Source organism: uncultured Maricaulis sp. (assembly GCF_963975345.1).
Classification (GTDB): Bacteria; Pseudomonadota; Alphaproteobacteria; order Caulobacterales; family Maricaulaceae; genus Maricaulis.
Window position 1 is genome coordinate 31,790 of record NZ_CAXBGE010000013.1, and the last position, 14,046, is coordinate 45,835.

14 protein-coding genes are annotated in these 14,046 nt (G+C 61.1%); 8 read left to right on the forward strand and 6 right to left on the reverse strand.

Going from position 1 to position 14,046, the window contains the following annotated elements; translation table 11 throughout:
- Window positions 1-84: 84 nt before the first annotated feature.
- Genes AAC029_RS13710 through AAC029_RS13720 form a run of 3 tightly spaced genes read left to right on the forward strand, consistent with a single transcriptional unit; the run spans window position 85 to window position 2,026 of the window.
- Window positions 85-1,200, forward strand: coding sequence for a flagellar basal body P-ring protein FlgI (locus AAC029_RS13710; protein WP_339748816.1), 1,116 nt, complete (start codon window positions 85-87; stop codon window positions 1,198-1,200).
- A complete protein-coding gene (locus AAC029_RS13715; protein ID WP_339748819.1) occupies window positions 1,200-1,580 on the forward strand; it encodes a rod-binding protein in 381 nt (126 codons plus the stop codon). The genes AAC029_RS13710 and AAC029_RS13715 overlap by 1 nt, the downstream gene beginning before the upstream one ends.
- Window positions 1,577-2,026 (forward strand): flagellar basal-body protein FlbY, encoded by a 450-nt coding sequence (locus tag AAC029_RS13720; RefSeq protein WP_339748821.1) that lies wholly within the window; start codon window positions 1,577-1,579, stop codon window positions 2,024-2,026. Before AAC029_RS13715 ends, AAC029_RS13720 begins: the two co-directional genes overlap by 4 nt.
- 88 nt (window positions 2,027-2,114) lie before the next feature.
- Here AAC029_RS13720 and AAC029_RS13725 read toward each other — a convergent pair whose 3' ends face one another.
- Window positions 2,115-4,850 (reverse strand): hypothetical protein, encoded by a 2,736-nt coding sequence (locus AAC029_RS13725; RefSeq protein WP_339748823.1) that lies wholly within the window; start codon window positions 4,848-4,850, stop codon window positions 2,115-2,117.
- An 84-nt stretch (window positions 4,851-4,934) separates the two neighbouring features.
- Window positions 4,935-5,720 (reverse strand): glycosyltransferase family protein, encoded by a 786-nt coding sequence (locus tag AAC029_RS13730; protein WP_339748825.1) that lies wholly within the window; start codon window positions 5,718-5,720, stop codon window positions 4,935-4,937.
- Window positions 5,721-5,842: 122 nt separating this feature from the next.
- Between AAC029_RS13730 and pseB the strand changes: the two genes are divergently transcribed.
- The 5 genes from pseB to AAC029_RS13755 all read left to right on the forward strand — a co-directional run bounded on the left by pseB (window position 5,843) and on the right by AAC029_RS13755 (window position 10,321).
- Window positions 5,843-6,916, forward strand: a complete 1,074-nt coding sequence (gene pseB / locus AAC029_RS13735) for a UDP-N-acetylglucosamine 4,6-dehydratase (inverting) (protein ID WP_339748827.1) — start codon at window positions 5,843-5,845, stop codon at window positions 6,914-6,916.
- Window positions 6,916-7,998, forward strand: coding sequence for a UDP-2,4-diacetamido-2,4,6-trideoxy-beta-L-altropyranose hydrolase (pseG, locus tag AAC029_RS13740; protein ID WP_339748829.1), 1,083 nt, complete (start codon window positions 6,916-6,918; stop codon window positions 7,996-7,998). The genes pseB and pseG overlap by 1 nt, the downstream gene beginning before the upstream one ends.
- Window positions 7,999-8,070: 72 nt before the next feature.
- Entirely contained in the window at window positions 8,071-8,607 is a 537-nt protein-coding gene (pseH, locus tag AAC029_RS13745) for a UDP-4-amino-4,6-dideoxy-N-acetyl-beta-L-altrosamine N-acetyltransferase (protein ID WP_339748832.1), read from the forward strand.
- The gene (gene pseI, locus AAC029_RS13750; RefSeq protein WP_339748834.1) at window positions 8,604-9,692 is read left to right on the forward strand and encodes a pseudaminic acid synthase; all 1,089 of its coding nucleotides are present in this window, start codon (window positions 8,604-8,606) and stop codon (window positions 9,690-9,692) included. The genes pseH and pseI overlap by 4 nt, the downstream gene beginning before the upstream one ends.
- A complete protein-coding gene (locus tag AAC029_RS13755; protein ID WP_339748836.1) occupies window positions 9,689-10,321 on the forward strand; it encodes a pseudaminic acid biosynthesis-associated methylase in 633 nt (210 codons plus the stop codon). Before pseI ends, AAC029_RS13755 begins: the two co-directional genes overlap by 4 nt.
- Window positions 10,322-10,418: 97 nt before the next feature.
- On the opposite strand, the gene pseC is transcribed toward AAC029_RS13755, so the two are convergent.
- The 4 genes from pseC to AAC029_RS13775 all read right to left on the reverse strand — a co-directional run bounded on the left by pseC (window position 10,419) and on the right by AAC029_RS13775 (window position 14,029).
- The gene (gene pseC / locus AAC029_RS13760; protein WP_339748839.1) at window positions 10,419-11,585 is read right to left on the reverse strand and encodes a UDP-4-amino-4,6-dideoxy-N-acetyl-beta-L-altrosamine transaminase; all 1,167 of its coding nucleotides are present in this window, start codon (window positions 11,583-11,585) and stop codon (window positions 10,419-10,421) included.
- Between the two features lie 114 nt (window positions 11,586-11,699).
- Complete coding sequence (locus AAC029_RS13765; protein WP_339748842.1) at window positions 11,700-12,530, reverse strand: flagellin; 831 nt, start codon at window positions 12,528-12,530, stop codon at window positions 11,700-11,702.
- Between the two features lie 200 nt (window positions 12,531-12,730).
- On the reverse strand, window positions 12,731-13,099 hold the full coding sequence (locus AAC029_RS13770; RefSeq protein ID WP_339748844.1) for a flagellar protein FlaG: 369 nt from the start codon (window positions 13,097-13,099) through the stop codon (window positions 12,731-12,733).
- A 105-nt stretch (window positions 13,100-13,204) separates the two neighbouring features.
- Window positions 13,205-14,029, reverse strand: coding sequence for a flagellin (locus AAC029_RS13775; protein ID WP_339748846.1), 825 nt, complete (start codon window positions 14,027-14,029; stop codon window positions 13,205-13,207).
- Between the last annotated feature and the right edge of the window lie 17 nt (window positions 14,030-14,046).

Genomic DNA, 14,046 nt, shown 5'->3' on the forward strand with positions numbered 1-14,046 from the left:
AATAGAGATAATATTATATCTTCCGCCAACGGGACTGGCACATCATTCGCAAGGCTTCAAGAGAACCATTTCGGAGACTGCAAAATGCGTCTGTTCATCGCCATCCTGACGGTCTGCCTGATATCGGTGCCCGCGCTCGCCTCGTCCCGCATCAAGGACATGGTCGATGTCGAAGATGTCCGCGATAACCACCTGGTCGGTTACGGCCTCGTGGTCGGCCTCGATGGGACCGGCGACTCGCTGCGCAATTCCAGTTTCACCAACCAGTCGCTCAACGCGATGTTGGAGCATTTCAACGTCAATACCCGCGATGCCAATCTGAACACCCGCAATATCGCCGCCGTGATGGTCACCGCCACCCTGCCGGCCTTCTCGTCCCAAGGCTCGCGCATCGACGTCACCGTCTCGGCCATCGGCGATGCCGGCAGCCTGCAGGGCGGAACCCTGATCGGTACACCGCTATTTGACAGCCATGGACGCGCTTGGGCCGTTGGCCAGGGCACGTTGACCATTGGCGGCTTCTCCGCCAGCGGCGACGGTGCCTCGGTGACACGCGGCGTTCCAACCAGCGGCCGCATTGCCAATGGCGCCTTGGTCGAAAACCCGTTTGATGGCACGGGCGTCGATCCTTGGCAGGAGATTGCCAACCGGACCTCCCTGCGCCTGTCGCTGCGCAATCCCGACTTCACCACCGCCCACCGCATGGCCGCCGTAATAAACGCTTTCATGGGCGGCCAAGCGGCCCGCGCGACCAACCCGTCGACGGTCGAGCTGACCCGCCTAGCCTCCTATCGCGGTGACATGATTGATCTGCTCTCGGAAGTCGAACAATTGCGAGTCCAGCCCGATCAACCCGCGCGCATCATCATTGACGAAAACACCGGCACCATCGTGATGGGCGAAAATGTCCGCGTCTCCACCGTCGCGATCGCCCAGGGCAATTTGACGATCACGGTTCGCGAGAGCCCGATCGCCAGCCAACCCGCCCCCTTCTCCGATGGTCAGACCGCCATTCTGCCTCGCACCGACTTGACCGTATCTGAGGATGCCTCCCAACTTGGCGTTCTCGATGGCGGCGTCTCGCTCAGCGAACTGGTTGATGGGCTCAATGCGCTCGGCGTTACCCCGCGCGACATGATCACCATTTTGCAATCCATCAAGGCCGCCGGCGCACTGCAGGCCGAGATCGAGGTTCTGTAATGGAGAGCCTGCTCGATTTTCAGCTCAACCAAGCGCTCGGCGCCTCGCGTTCTGGCGGCGTCACGCCCCAGGCCAGCGGCACGACGCCCGACTCAGCCCGCGCTGCGGCCGAGGATTTCGAATCCGTCTTCCTCGCCCAGATGATGGAAGCGATGTTCGCGCAAGTCGGCCAAGATGATCCATTCGGCGGCGGACCGGGCGACAATGCCTTTCGCGGGATGCTCAACGAAGAATACGCCAAGGTGATGTCTCAGGCTGGAGGGCTTGGCCTGTCTGACCGTCTGACCACGGAAATCCTGCGCTATCAGGAAGCCGCCGACAGTCAGAATGGTGAACCGGCCGGCGAGTTGACCGGCGAACAGGGCGGAGAGAGCCAATGACCGAACTCGCAGCGAGAAACGGAACCGAGCGGGCCGAAGCGCTCTTGCGTCTGACAGCCCGCCTGACCGATCTCATTCGTAACGAAACCCAGATGTTCCAGCGCCGTCGGCCGCAGGACGCGGTCAATTTGCAGGCCGAAAAAACCAAGCTCGCCAATATCTATCGCAACGAAGTCGCGCGGGCGAAGGCTGAGCCGTCGCGCTTTGCCGGCACGCCGGCCCATGTCAAGAATGCGCTGCGCCAGGCGACCGAAAGCTTCCACACCGCCTTGGCCGAAAATGCCCGTGCCGTCACGGCGATGAAAATCATCACAGAGGGCGTCGTCCGCGCCATCGCCGACGAGGCCGCCCGCCAGCGCAGCACCGGCAATGGCTACGGCCCCAGCGCCGCTCAACGCCCGCAACAGACGCGCGGCCTGTCGATTGCGCTGAACCAGACGGCTTAGGTCGCACGACGCAGCTTCCGTCCCGGTTCACCGGTGGAAGGAAGCGCGGCGCTGGATTATTTTGAAATCTGAATCCTGACCGGACGCGTTAGTAATACCCGCCACTGCTCGAGCCGCCCAAGCGTTCCAGTCCGGCAGTGTAGTTGGCCAATCGCGCTGTGAGATAGGCCGGCACAGTGCCGCCGCGCTTGCCAGGGCCTCCATTAAGCAGATCGGTCAGCGAGGACGGCGTCGTCAGCTCGCGATAGGAGCGCTGAACGATGGTCATCGCATGGCTGATCGCGTCAAAGGCGGTCTTGGATGTGTCCTTGTCCGACAGGCTCATCAACGTCGGCAGATCCATCGCGAACAACGGCGGTGCATCGGCGGTTGCATCCTTGTTGAGCAGCGAGGCCTTTTTGACGATCGCGCCCGGTGCCATGCCGAGCGCCTTGAGCAGATCGCGGCCATCGGCGCCGGCGAACAGCTCGATCGTCGAGCCTTCTTTCGGCGAAATGCGCAGCGCATCGCCATTGGTCGCGCGTCGGACATCGGCAGTCCCGTCGAGCACCAGGGCCGCATTAATTTTGAATGTGAGCTGGCGCATCGTGTCGTTGGCGTCGATTGAAATCTTCTCACGGCGGCCACCATTCACGGAGATATAGAAGAAATCGCCGTCGCGCGCAGCGGTCCGGTCGGTGACAACGCGGCTGTCGGAATAGGTCAGCGTCCCGGCCGGCAGCCCCATCGCGTCGAGCACGGAATCGCCACCCGCGACGACGGAGACGCCGGTCGCCTCGCTGACGCCATTGCGGCCGCTGAGCTGGGTGGCCCAGTCGAGCACCCCGTCAACGGCATTGAAACTGGCGGCGAAGGCATCGCGCGATCCCACAAGGGTCTGGCCGGGCAGAGAACCGGTAGTCTTGCCGGCGAGATAAACCTTGGTGCCATCGAGAGTGATGGCGTTGGCCGTCTCGTCTTCGGTGGAACCGAGAAAGGTGGTGTAATCGACGGTCGGCGCGGCTCCATCTGTCATCTTGACCAGGAAGGCATCGCGCGCGCCGCCGGAATAGGCGTTGATCGGCGCACTGGGAGCGAAGCTGCCCTCGGCCGAACCCGCAATATAGACATTGGTGCCGTCAACAGCGACATCGCCGATACGGCCAGCGCCCAGAGCACCCAGCGATTGGGTCCACAGTGCAGCCCCCGCCAGATTGGCCGCGTCGAGTTTGCGGATCACACCGACACCGTCTTCCTGGCTGGCAATGATCAGATTTCCGTCCGACGCCATCGTGATCGACGAAATTGATTCATCGCCAGCGCCGCCAATGCGCGTGGTTGAGAGCGTAGTTCCGCTGGCATCGATCGCACGCAAATAACCGTCACTGACGCCTCCAAGATGGCTGGCGCCACCGAAGGCACTCGCGGACTTGCCAGCGACATAAACCGTGCCGTCGGCCGCGACGGTTACCGCATTGGGCTGGTCGTCGCCATTGCCGCCAAAGCGCGACAACCATTGCTCGACACCATTGGCATCGTATTTGGCGACAAAACTGTCCTTGCCGCCGACATCGGTCGTCGTGCCGAGCACGCCCTGCACGACGCCGGCCACGACGACATTACCACTTCCATCGACCGCAACAGTGGTCGCGCTGGCCTCGGCTGCGGCCCCAAGCACGCGGCTCCACACCATCTTGCCGGTTGAATCATACTTGGCCAGCACCATATCGTGCGCGCCCTTGATCTCTGCGCCGCCAAGCGCTGCCGAGGTCGTACCGACCACGAAGACGCTGCCATCGGCGGCGGTCGCGCTGGATTTGATCTCCAGCGGATTGGTCGTTTCCTTGGGGCGGGTCTCGCCCGGCGCGCCGCCGACGACGGGCACTTCAGTCGTGTCGGGCGCCGCCTCAAGCCGTGTGGAGAACGCGGTCGTCGGCGCGGCTGCGGCCAGATCGGTCAGTTTGACCACCTGGCCTGCGGCGCCATCGTTCAAACCGGACGTGCCGGCGAGATAGATGGCGGGGCTGCCTGCGACGGCACTGAAGCTGACAACCTCGGTGGAAATACCAGTGATCTTGAAGCCGTAATCATCGCCCGGGATGATGTTGTTTTCATCCGGCGTGCCCAGCTTGACGCGTGAGAAGCGCGTCAGCACTCCAGCGGCATCGAGCGCGGTATTGATATGCGCCGCGACATTATCCATCGAGCGCGTCGTCGTGCCCATATCGGCCAGATTGATCGCGATATTCTGCGTCACGCCATTCTTCTTGACCGCGACAGTGAACTGAACATTGCCGGTCAGACTTGCGACTTCGGCATCAAACGCGCCAGTATGGACCTTGCCGGTGACATAGACCGACTCGCCACGGCTGATCGCGACCGTGCTGTCAGCGCTGGAAACCTGCTTGCCCTTAAGCAGGGCAAGCCCGTCAAGCTTCATCGAATCATAAAAGCTGTCGAGCTGGGCCAAGCCTTCGGCAAAGCGGGTACTGATGAATTTGCGATCACTGTCGGAGACCGTCTTGTCCATCGCCTTTTCGGCCAGCGAAGACAGGGTTTTCAGTCCGACATAGAGATCAAACAGCGCCTTGTAATCATCCGGCGCCTTGAGGTCGGAGAAGGCGCTTTTCTTGGTGTTGAAAAACTCACCGCTGGCGAGCACGCCGCGGCGTAATTCCTCGATCGATCCGGTCTTGCTGGTGACATCCCAGGGCGGGGTCACGCCGGCGGCAGCCTTTTGATTGGCAGTGCTGGTCTGAGGCGCGAGATTGGACGCTTGCGACGTACTGAGTTTGGACTGGTACCAGCCATTCAGTACCGAAAAATCCAACCCGTAAACGGCCACAACGCGAAATCCCTCTGATCCAAGCGTTCACGCTAGTCCCAGAGTGCGAAGAAAGTCTTGCCGGGAAGGCTTAAATGCGCCCGATCAGGCGGCATCACGCAAGGCGGTCGGGGCGCTAACGACCTCGGCCCACTGCGAATCGCCGAGCCGGCCCAGATCGAGGCGGCCGGCATTGATCGCCACCAGGTCGGGGCGACGCAGACACAGGGCGGCCAGCTGGGCCGCCGACGCGGTCGCCGCAGCCTCACCCAGCTCGGCATAAACCGCTTGGAAAAAGGCCAGGTCCTCGGCGTAATCGAGCGTCCAGCGCAGTCGCTCCAGACCCTGCCCTGGCCCAACCAGACAGGCGTGGTGCAAATGCGGGTGCTGGCGCAGCCAAGGCGTGACGTGTTCACGATCACCTGGCTCGTTCGCCAGCCGATCGGCACGATAGAGCAGGACGGCGGGGAAAACTTCGCAATCGAGACCGTGCGGAAACTGGGCCGGCATCGAATTGCAGGCATAGTCGGCATGGGTCGCGTGCAGCAGATCCACGACACGGTCGCAGATCTGCGGGTCGATGAAGGGGCAATCGCTGGTGACGCGCATAATATATTCGGCGCCACAATCACGCGCCGCTTTGGCATAGCGCGACAAGACATCGCTCTCCGATCCGCGGCTGACGGCATAACCCGCCGCGCGCGCCGCATCAGCGACAACATCATCGGCATGGGTATCGGGGATCGCGGCGATCACATGATCGGCCCCGGCGATACGGGCGCAGCGGTCGAGCACGCGTGCCAGCGCTGTTTTGGATCCAAGTGGATTGAGGATTTTGCCCGGCAGGCGGGTCGAGCCGAAACGGGCTTGAACGATGATGGCGAGGGTCATGGCCGGCCTCGAAAAGTCGTCTGTTGAAACTTGATTGTTACAGTGTCGGCGCGGCTCTCCTAACGCCTCGTTAACCGCTGCAGCCCAGCGTCAAGGCCGACAGGCGAATCAAGAGACTCAACATGGCCGAAACTCCGATTGACCCCGATGCTATCGAACAGATGGTGATGAGCCGCAGTTTTCACGAACCGCGGATCGATCTGAACGGCAAGTCGATTCTGATCACTGGCGGCACCGGCTCATTCGGCAAGCGTTTCGTTGAGACGATCTGCCGTGAATACAAGCCACGCAAGCTGATCGTCTTCTCGCGCGACGAGCTGAAACAGTATGAAATGGCGCAGCAATTCTCGCCGAACGACTATCCCTTCCTGCGCTATTTCATCGGCGATGTGCGCGATGAATCGCGGCTGGACCAGGCGATGCGCGGCGTCGACATCGTGATCCATGCCGCAGCGTTGAAGCATGTACCGATCGCCGAATACAATCCGTTCGAATGCATCAAGACCAATGTGATGGGTGCCGAGAATGTCGTGCGCGCGTCGATCAAGTGTGGCGTCAAACATGTCTGCGCCCTGTCGACCGACAAGGCCGCCAACCCGATCAATCTGTATGGCGCCTCAAAACTGGCGGCCGACAAGATCTTCACCGCTGGCCAGCATATGGGCGGCGCCGATGGCCCGATCTTCTCGGTCGTACGCTATGGCAATGTCGTCGGCTCGCGCGGCTCGGTCATTCCTTTCTTCCGCAAGCTGATCGCAGACGGCACCGACCATTTGCCGATCACAGATCCACGCATGACGCGCTTCTGGATCACCATCGAACAGGGCGTCAATTTCGTGCTCTCGACCTTGGCGATGGCGCGCGGCGGTGAGATTTTCGTACCGAAAATACCTTCGATGAGCATGGTCGATCTGGCCCACACCATCGCGCCGGACCTGCCACACAAGCTGATCGGCATCCGTCCGGGCGAGAAGCTGCACGAGATCATGGTGCCCTCCGATGATGCCCGTTCCACGGTCGAGCTGAGCGACCGTTTTGCCATCCTGCCAGCTTATTCCGGCGAGCTGATGGCCCGGTATCTCAGCAAAGGCGCGCATCAGGTGCCGGACGGCTGGTCCTACTCCTCTGACAACAACGCCGAACAACTCGACGCCCCGGCCTTGCGCGACCTGATAGGCGAAGCGAACGCGGCCTGATGCCCGGCCCGACTTCACCTCCTCGCATCCTGATCCGGGCTGATGCCCGGCCGGAGCTCGGTGGCGGACATATCATGCGTTGCCTGGCCCTCGCGAGTGCCCTCGGCGCGGAGGGCGCTGAGATCGCATTCGCGTGCGCACCGGGCAGTGCCGAGCTGGTGCCTGCCCTGGCCCGCTCGGGCCATGCCTGCCTTGACGCGACCATTGCCGGCGACGTGCCGCTGCCGGACGCCTGGAGCGGCCAAGCCGATGCCATCATCGTCGACCTTTATTCCTCTACGTGTGAGGACGAGACGCGAATGCGCCGCTTCGCTCCCGTGATCGCGGTCATCGAAGATCTGCCCGATCGGGTCCATGACTGTAACCTGCTCATCGACCAGGGGTTTGGCAGATCTACTGGCGATTATCAGCGGCGGGTCCCGCCGGGCGCTCAATTGCTTCTCGGTCCCGACATGTGCCCGTTGCGGCCTGACTTTGCAGCCCTTCGTGCTGCATCTCTGATCCGGCGCGCCGAGAACGCGCCGCTCGCGCGCATACTGGTCGCGATGGGCCTGACTGATCTTGGCGGGATCAGCGAACAGGTTGTCGAACTCACCCGCGCCTGCTTGCCAGATGCGGTGATCGACGTCGTGCTCGGACCATTGGCTCCCAGCCGGACACCACTACAGCAGCGAGCGAAAACTGACACCAAACTATCGGTACTGATTGACATCGACGACATGGCCGAACGGATGATGATGGCAGATTTGGCGATTGGCGCCGGCGGCGGCAGCGCCCTGGAGCGTTGTGTCTTGGGGTTGCCTAGCATCATTGTCGTCCTCGCCGACAATCAAAAATCGGCCGCAACCGCGCTTGGCCGACTGGGTGCTGCCCGCGTGATCGACACCGTTAGCCGGTTTGAGCGCGACCTCCCGCTTTTGCTTCGCGATGCCACCTCGCAGACCCTGCAAACGATGTCGCAAGCGGCGGCGGCCGTCAGTGACGGCCGCGGCGCCGGGCGGATCGCGGTGGCCCTGCTGAATCTGATTGGCGCCACAGCGCAGCGGACCGACCCGGTCACCAACACAGGCGCTGAATCATGACCCGAATCAGGATTGAATTTTCGCTCACGGATCAACCGGCCGAAGCCCTCGTGAAGATGGACCAATAATATCGTGACTGCCGACCTCCGCCCGATGATTGCCAGTGACAAATGGCAGGTGCTCGAATGGCGCAATCGCGACCATGTGCGGTCCAACATGTATAGTGACCGAGTGATCAGCCGGGATACTCATGACGCTTGGTTCGACGCCGCGCTCAAGGATCCGGCCCGGCTTTACTGGATTATCCGGTATGATGGCACCGATGTGGGGGTGACCAATCTCGACGATATCGACCCGGTCTCCAAAACATGTGACTTCGCGATTTATATTGGCAATGACGGATTGACCGGGAAGGGCATAGGTTCAGCCGTGGAACGCGCTGTGATCACACACGTTTTCGGGGCAATGAACTTCGAGCGCCTAGGCTGTGAAGTTCTGTGCATCAACGTAATAGCTATCAACGTCCACCGAAAATTCGGCTTTGTTGAAACCACCCTGCTGCCGGGCCGCGCGCCGCGCGCCGATGGTGCACTGGACGCCGTTCGGCTCGAGCTCAATCGCGAAAACTGCTCGTTTGTCCCGCCAACCGCCAGGGCGTTCCGGTCATGACCACTTCCACCCCTTCCCCCGCCTTCCGCATCGGAACCCGCGCGATTGGACCAGATGAACCGCCCTTCGTCATTGCCGAGGTTTCGGCCAACCATCTTGGCCGTATCGACCGGGCGCTGGAAACGATCGAAGCGGCGGCAGCGTGCGGCGCCGATGCGATCAAGATCCAAACCTACACTGCCGACACAATCACCATTGATCATGACGGGCCGGGATTCCTGATCGAGGACGGCCCCTGGGCCGGGCGCTCGCTGTACGAACTGTATCAGGAAGCCCAGACGCCGTTTGAATGGCACGCCGAATTATTCGCCAAGGCACGCGCGTTGGACGTGCCGCTGTTTTCAACGCCCTTCGACCACAGCGCCGTCGATTTGCTCGAGGGCCTGGACGCCCCGGCCTACAAGATTGCTTCGTTCGAGATCACCGATTTGCCGCTGATCGCCCGCGTCGCGCAGACCGGAAAACCGATGATCATGTCGACCGGCATGGCCAATCTCGCTGAGATCCACGAGGCGGTCCGTACCGCGCGCGAGAATGGCAATACCGGCCTTGCCGTCCTGCATTGCCTGTCCTCCTATCCTGCCCCCATCGAACAGGCCGATCTGCGCACAGTCCCGCATTTGGCCGAGGCGTTTGGTGCCGTGCCGGGATTGAGTGACCATACCCCGGGCACAGCATGCGCCGTTGCGGCGGTCGCGCTGGGCGCACGCGTGATCGAAAAGCATTTCACGCTCTCACGTGCCGATGGCGGTCCAGACGGCGCCTTTTCCCTTGAACCGGAAGAGTTCACGCGGCTCGTTACCGATTGCCACGATGCCGGCCGCGCCCTGGGGCAGGTACGCTATGAACTCGCCGGATGTGAACGCGGCTCAGTTGGCTTCCGCCGCTCACTCTATGTTGTTGCGGACGTCGCTGCCGGTGCGCCTTTGACAGCGCAAAACGTCCGCTCGATCCGCCCCGGCCACGGATTGCTGCCGAAATGGCTGCCCGATATTCTCAATCGAACGACCACACGCGCGCTCAAACGCGGAGAACCGCTTGCCCTCGAAATGGTCGACTGGCGCGGCAAAGGAGACATAGGATGACAGACACAACACAGCTGGATGCCTGGCAGGGCGAATTCGGCGATCAGTATGTCAATCGCAACGCCCCGCTGACCGAGCAACTGCGGGCGCGTACCCGAATGTGGGCACGGATGATGCGCGGCATGGCCGGTGCCGAGCCGGAAACCATCCTCGAGGTCGGTTGCAATATCGGCCTCAATTTGCGCAGCCTCGACCGCCTCACCGGCGCGGAACTGCACGGGATAGAGCCCAATGACAAGGCGCGTGAATCTCTCTTGCGTGATCAGGTGCTGCGCGCCGAGAACCTCCATAAGGCAACCGCCCAGAAAATTCCCTACGGCGATGCCTCGATCGATCTCGTCTTCACCTCGGGCGTGTTGATACACATTCATCCCGACCATCTTGAGGCCGCCGCCGACGAAATGCACCGGGTATCCAGGCGTTGGCTGCTGGTCAGCGAATATTTTTCAAGCAAACCGGAAAACATCCCCTATCGCGGTCGCGACGACTTGCTGTTCAAGCGCGATTTCGGCAGCTTTTTCCTGGACCGCTTCAATGACCTTGAAGTCGTTGATGACGGGTTTCTGTGGCAGCGCACGACCGGCATCGACAACACCACTTGGGTCCTGTTCCGCAAAAAGGGCCGGTAGAGCATTGTCGGCGTGAGAGTAGGACCCGTTTTTGCGGATCAAGAATGCGTCGGCGCTCAATCCCGCACCGTTCAGGCGCCTGAAGCGGTTAAATGGTTTAGGTCCCCATCACCGCATCAAGAGCTGCGACGACACGTTCGGGATCGCCCAGCGCCATATCCGTAAACAGCGGCAGGCTGAGCGTCTGCTGGTAATATGCCGCAGCGCCCGGCGGGGTCTGATCGCCATAACGCCTGCGATACCAAGGTTGTGACGGCACCGGGATATAGTGAACCTGCGAACCTATCCCATGCGCCTGCAAGCCCTGCATCACGCTGGCCCGGTCCATCCCCGCAGCCGCAAAATCAATCCGAACCGGATAAAGATGCAAACACGGATCGCAATCGGGGGTCCGCACCAAAGCCCCAACCCTTTTATGCCCCGCCAACAAGCCATCATAACTCGCTGCCAGCGTTTTACGTTTCGCCGCGAACACATCCAGCCGATGCAGCTGCGACCGCGCCAGAGCGGCCTGGACGTCGCACAGACGGTAATTCCAGCCCAGCTCCTGCATCTCATGCCACCAAGGTTCGTCCTGTCCCTGCTCCATCCGCGCCGGGTCGCGCTCGATCCCGTGACTGCGCAGACGCCGCAGGCGCGCCGCAAGGGCGCTATCATTGGTCGTCACCATCCCACCCTCACCCGCCGCTATCGTCTTCACAGGATGAAAGGAAAAGCACGCCACATCCGAATATTCACACGCCCCCACCGGCCGACCGCGCCAGCTTGTCCCCAGCGCATGACAGGCATCCTCGACGATAACGGCACCGGCCGCGCTGGCGATCTCGCGCATCGCCGCCATGTCCTCACACTGCCCCGCCAGATGCACCGGCAGCACCGCCCGCAGCCTGGCTCCTGAGACCCGCGAAATCGCCTGCTGCAGCGTCTCCGGCGTCATCAGGCCTGTTGCGGCATCGACATCGGCAAACACCACATCGGCGCCGCAATAGACCGCCGCATTCGCCGTCGCCATGAAAGTGATCGCCGGCACGATGCAGACATCGCCCGGCCCGACATCCAGTCCGGCCAGCGCCAAGTGCAGAGCGGTTGTCCCGTTGGAGCAGGCAATCGCGTGCTGCGCCCCTGTCGTCGCGGCGAAGTCAGCCTCAAAGGCATCGACCGCCGGCCCGGTGGTGAGCCAGTCGGATCGCAAGACCCGGGCAACCGCCTCGATATCGCTGTCGTCTATGGATTGCCGACCGTAGGGCAGGAAAGGTTTGGCCATAATGGATCCTCAAGATACGCCGCATCATGCCGCGAGTCGCTCAAACGAAAACGGCACCCGCTTGGGGTGCCGTTCCGCGGTGAGGCAGGCCGTGGTGGGGCCGGCTTTTGGGGTCTACTGGAAAAGATTGAGAATGATCTGTGGCTGCGAGTTGGCAATCGACAGGGCTTGGACGCCAAGCTGTTGTTTGACTTGTAACGCCTGCAATTGCGCGCTCTCAACGGCAAGGTCCGCATCAACCAGATTACCGACCCCTTTGGTCAAGGCATCGACCAGCTTGCTGACAAACCCGGAATGGGCTTCGAGCTTCTTGGTGTCGGAACCGAGATTGGCCAACGCCTGATTGACGTTGTCGAGACTGGCCTGAATCGTCGCCATGACAGATGTCGCCAAGGTTACCGTGCTCAAGCTCGCCGTCGCCGGGATCGTCACGATGGCGCCGCCAAGGCTCATATCCTGGGATTTCAGCGTTACGCTGCGGCTGGCATCTGCATCGGCCAGAAATTCCACACCATTGGTAACTGACCCGTCGAGCAGGTTGGCACCGTCGAATTCAGCATTATTGATAATGACGCGAACCTGGTCGAGCAAAGCTTTGAAATCGGAATCATAGGCCTGTCGCGAATAGGTATCGATTGACGGGTCCATCGCCGCCATTGCTTTCTCGCGCATCTGGATCAACAGATCGGAGATGGTCTCGCCGGCAGCCAACGCGACATCGCCGATTGTGGTGGCGCGGTTCAAACCGGTCTGGACCGCACCCAGAGCGCTGATATCGGCACGCATGCCCTGCGCAACTGCGTAAATGGCCGCATTGTCCTTGGCACCGGAGATCTTCAGCCCGGTATTGATCCGGTTCTGAATGCCATCCATCTGGTCGTTGGTCTTGTTGAGGTTTTGCAGCGCGATCATCGCGGCGGTGTTGGTGTGGACGCTTAAGGTCATGCGATATTCTCCCGCAATTCACCGCGCCACTGTTTCGTGACGCCTTGAAATTACGAGCGCAATTGCCGTGCCGATCTTCGATCGTATGTTTGGATTATTCTTTTCAAAGGCTTACTGGCAGTGACGGTCTGGCACAAAGGTGAGTTGAGTCGGAAATTGCCGAGTCGCACCGGCCTGGCCGGTCAGTTTTGCCCACCACATCAGGCCGTCTTGTTGACCAGCCCCGCCCGGAAACTGCGCAGATATTCCACCAGATCATTATGCGATTCCGGCGGCCAGCGGCGTACGGTTTCACCGGTATCCTTGTCGATCATCAGATAGACGAAGTCGCCGGTGGGCGTTTCACGCTGAATGCTGAGTCTGGAGTTTTTGAGAACTTCCCGCGACAGACGTTCAAGTTCTGCAGCGAGCTCCTCAGAGGAGCGTTCGGCAGCTTTGGGTGCGCCTGGTTGTTTGTCGACAGGCGGAACGCGTGTGGGGTCGGCCCGTGGACGGTCACCGAGCGCATCGCGCGGTTCAACAAGTGGACTGGCCACCAGTGGCGACCGAGTATAATTCGTATCAGCCATTTTCCTTTCGCCGACGCAGAGGCGTCAGCGCCTCCAAAGCATCCTCCGTCAGCGATCTGCGGAAGGTGGATGGCGGGCCATTGGCCCGCCATCCGGTTCCGTAGATTAACGGAAGTAGCCCAGGATCGTGCTCGGAGCACTATTGGCGATCGACAGAGCCTGAACGCCAAGCTGTTGCTTGACCTGCAGGGACTGCAACCGCGCGCTCTCTTTTGCCAGATCTGCATCGACGAGATTGCCGATACCCTTTTCCAGGGAGTCAGACAGCTTGCCGACGAAATCCTTGTGGATTCCCACGGACTTCGACGCTGTACCCAGACGGGCCAACGAGCTGTTCAGATTGCCGATCGAGGTCGAAATCGTGCCCGCCAGCGTCTTGGCAGCACCCGCAGACGCGAATGAAGCCGTTGCAGCCAGCGTAACAACCGCACCGCCGAGGGACATGTTTTCGTCAACGATCGAGATCGTCGAAGAGCCCGAGGCATTGGCCAGAGCAGAGATCGACGTCACAGTGTTGTTGATCATGTTGGTGCCATTGAACGAGGCGTTCGAGACGATCTTGCCGATCTGGTCGCGGAGGGCCTTGAAATCTTCGTTCAGAGCAGTCCGTGATGCCGAGTCGAGGCTGGTGTCGGAAGCGGCGAGCGCCTTCGACTTCATCTCGATCAGAATGTCGGAGATTGCTTCGCCACCGGCAAGAGCCACATCGACGGTCGAAGCTGCCAGGTCAAGAGAACCGGCGACGACTTCATAACCTTTGACGTCTGCCCGCATCTTTTGAGCAATGGCAAACTTGCCGCCGTCATCTTTGGCGGAAGCGACCGCGAGACCGGTGGTAATCCGGCTCTGGACCTGTTCCAGGTCGCGATTGGTCATGTTCAGCTGCTGCAGCGCAACCATGGCGCCGGAATTCGTGTTGATGGTAGCCATTTCTTGGCCCTTTCCGT

What these genes read in the sequence shown, in the direction of transcription:
- AAC029_RS13710 (WP_339748816.1), top strand. Translation starts at nt 85, where the DNA reads ATGCGTCTGTTCATCGCCATCCTGACGGTCTGCCTGATATCGGTGCCC.
- AAC029_RS13715 (WP_339748819.1), top strand. Translation starts at nt 1,200, where the DNA reads ATGGAGAGCCTGCTCGATTTTCAGCTCAACCAAGCGCTCGGCGCCTCG.
- AAC029_RS13720 (WP_339748821.1), top strand. Translation starts at nt 1,577, where the DNA reads ATGACCGAACTCGCAGCGAGAAACGGAACCGAGCGGGCCGAAGCGCTC.
- AAC029_RS13730 (WP_339748825.1), bottom strand. Translation starts at nt 5,720, where the DNA reads ATGACCCTCGCCATCATCGTTCAAGCCCGTTTCGGCTCGACCCGCCTG.
- pseB (WP_339748827.1), top strand. Translation starts at nt 5,843, where the DNA reads ATGGCCGAAACTCCGATTGACCCCGATGCTATCGAACAGATGGTGATG.
- pseG (WP_339748829.1), top strand. Translation starts at nt 6,916, where the DNA reads ATGCCCGGCCCGACTTCACCTCCTCGCATCCTGATCCGGGCTGATGCC.
- pseI (WP_339748834.1), top strand. Translation starts at nt 8,604, where the DNA reads ATGACCACTTCCACCCCTTCCCCCGCCTTCCGCATCGGAACCCGCGCG.
- AAC029_RS13755 (WP_339748836.1), top strand. Translation starts at nt 9,689, where the DNA reads ATGACAGACACAACACAGCTGGATGCCTGGCAGGGCGAATTCGGCGAT.
- pseC (WP_339748839.1), bottom strand. Translation starts at nt 11,585, where the DNA reads ATGGCCAAACCTTTCCTGCCCTACGGTCGGCAATCCATAGACGACAGC.
- AAC029_RS13765 (WP_339748842.1), bottom strand. Translation starts at nt 12,530, where the DNA reads ATGACCTTAAGCGTCCACACCAACACCGCCGCGATGATCGCGCTGCAA.
- AAC029_RS13770 (WP_339748844.1), bottom strand. Translation starts at nt 13,099, where the DNA reads ATGGCTGATACGAATTATACTCGGTCGCCACTGGTGGCCAGTCCACTT.
- AAC029_RS13775 (WP_339748846.1), bottom strand. Translation starts at nt 14,029, where the DNA reads ATGGCTACCATCAACACGAATTCCGGCGCCATGGTTGCGCTGCAGCAG.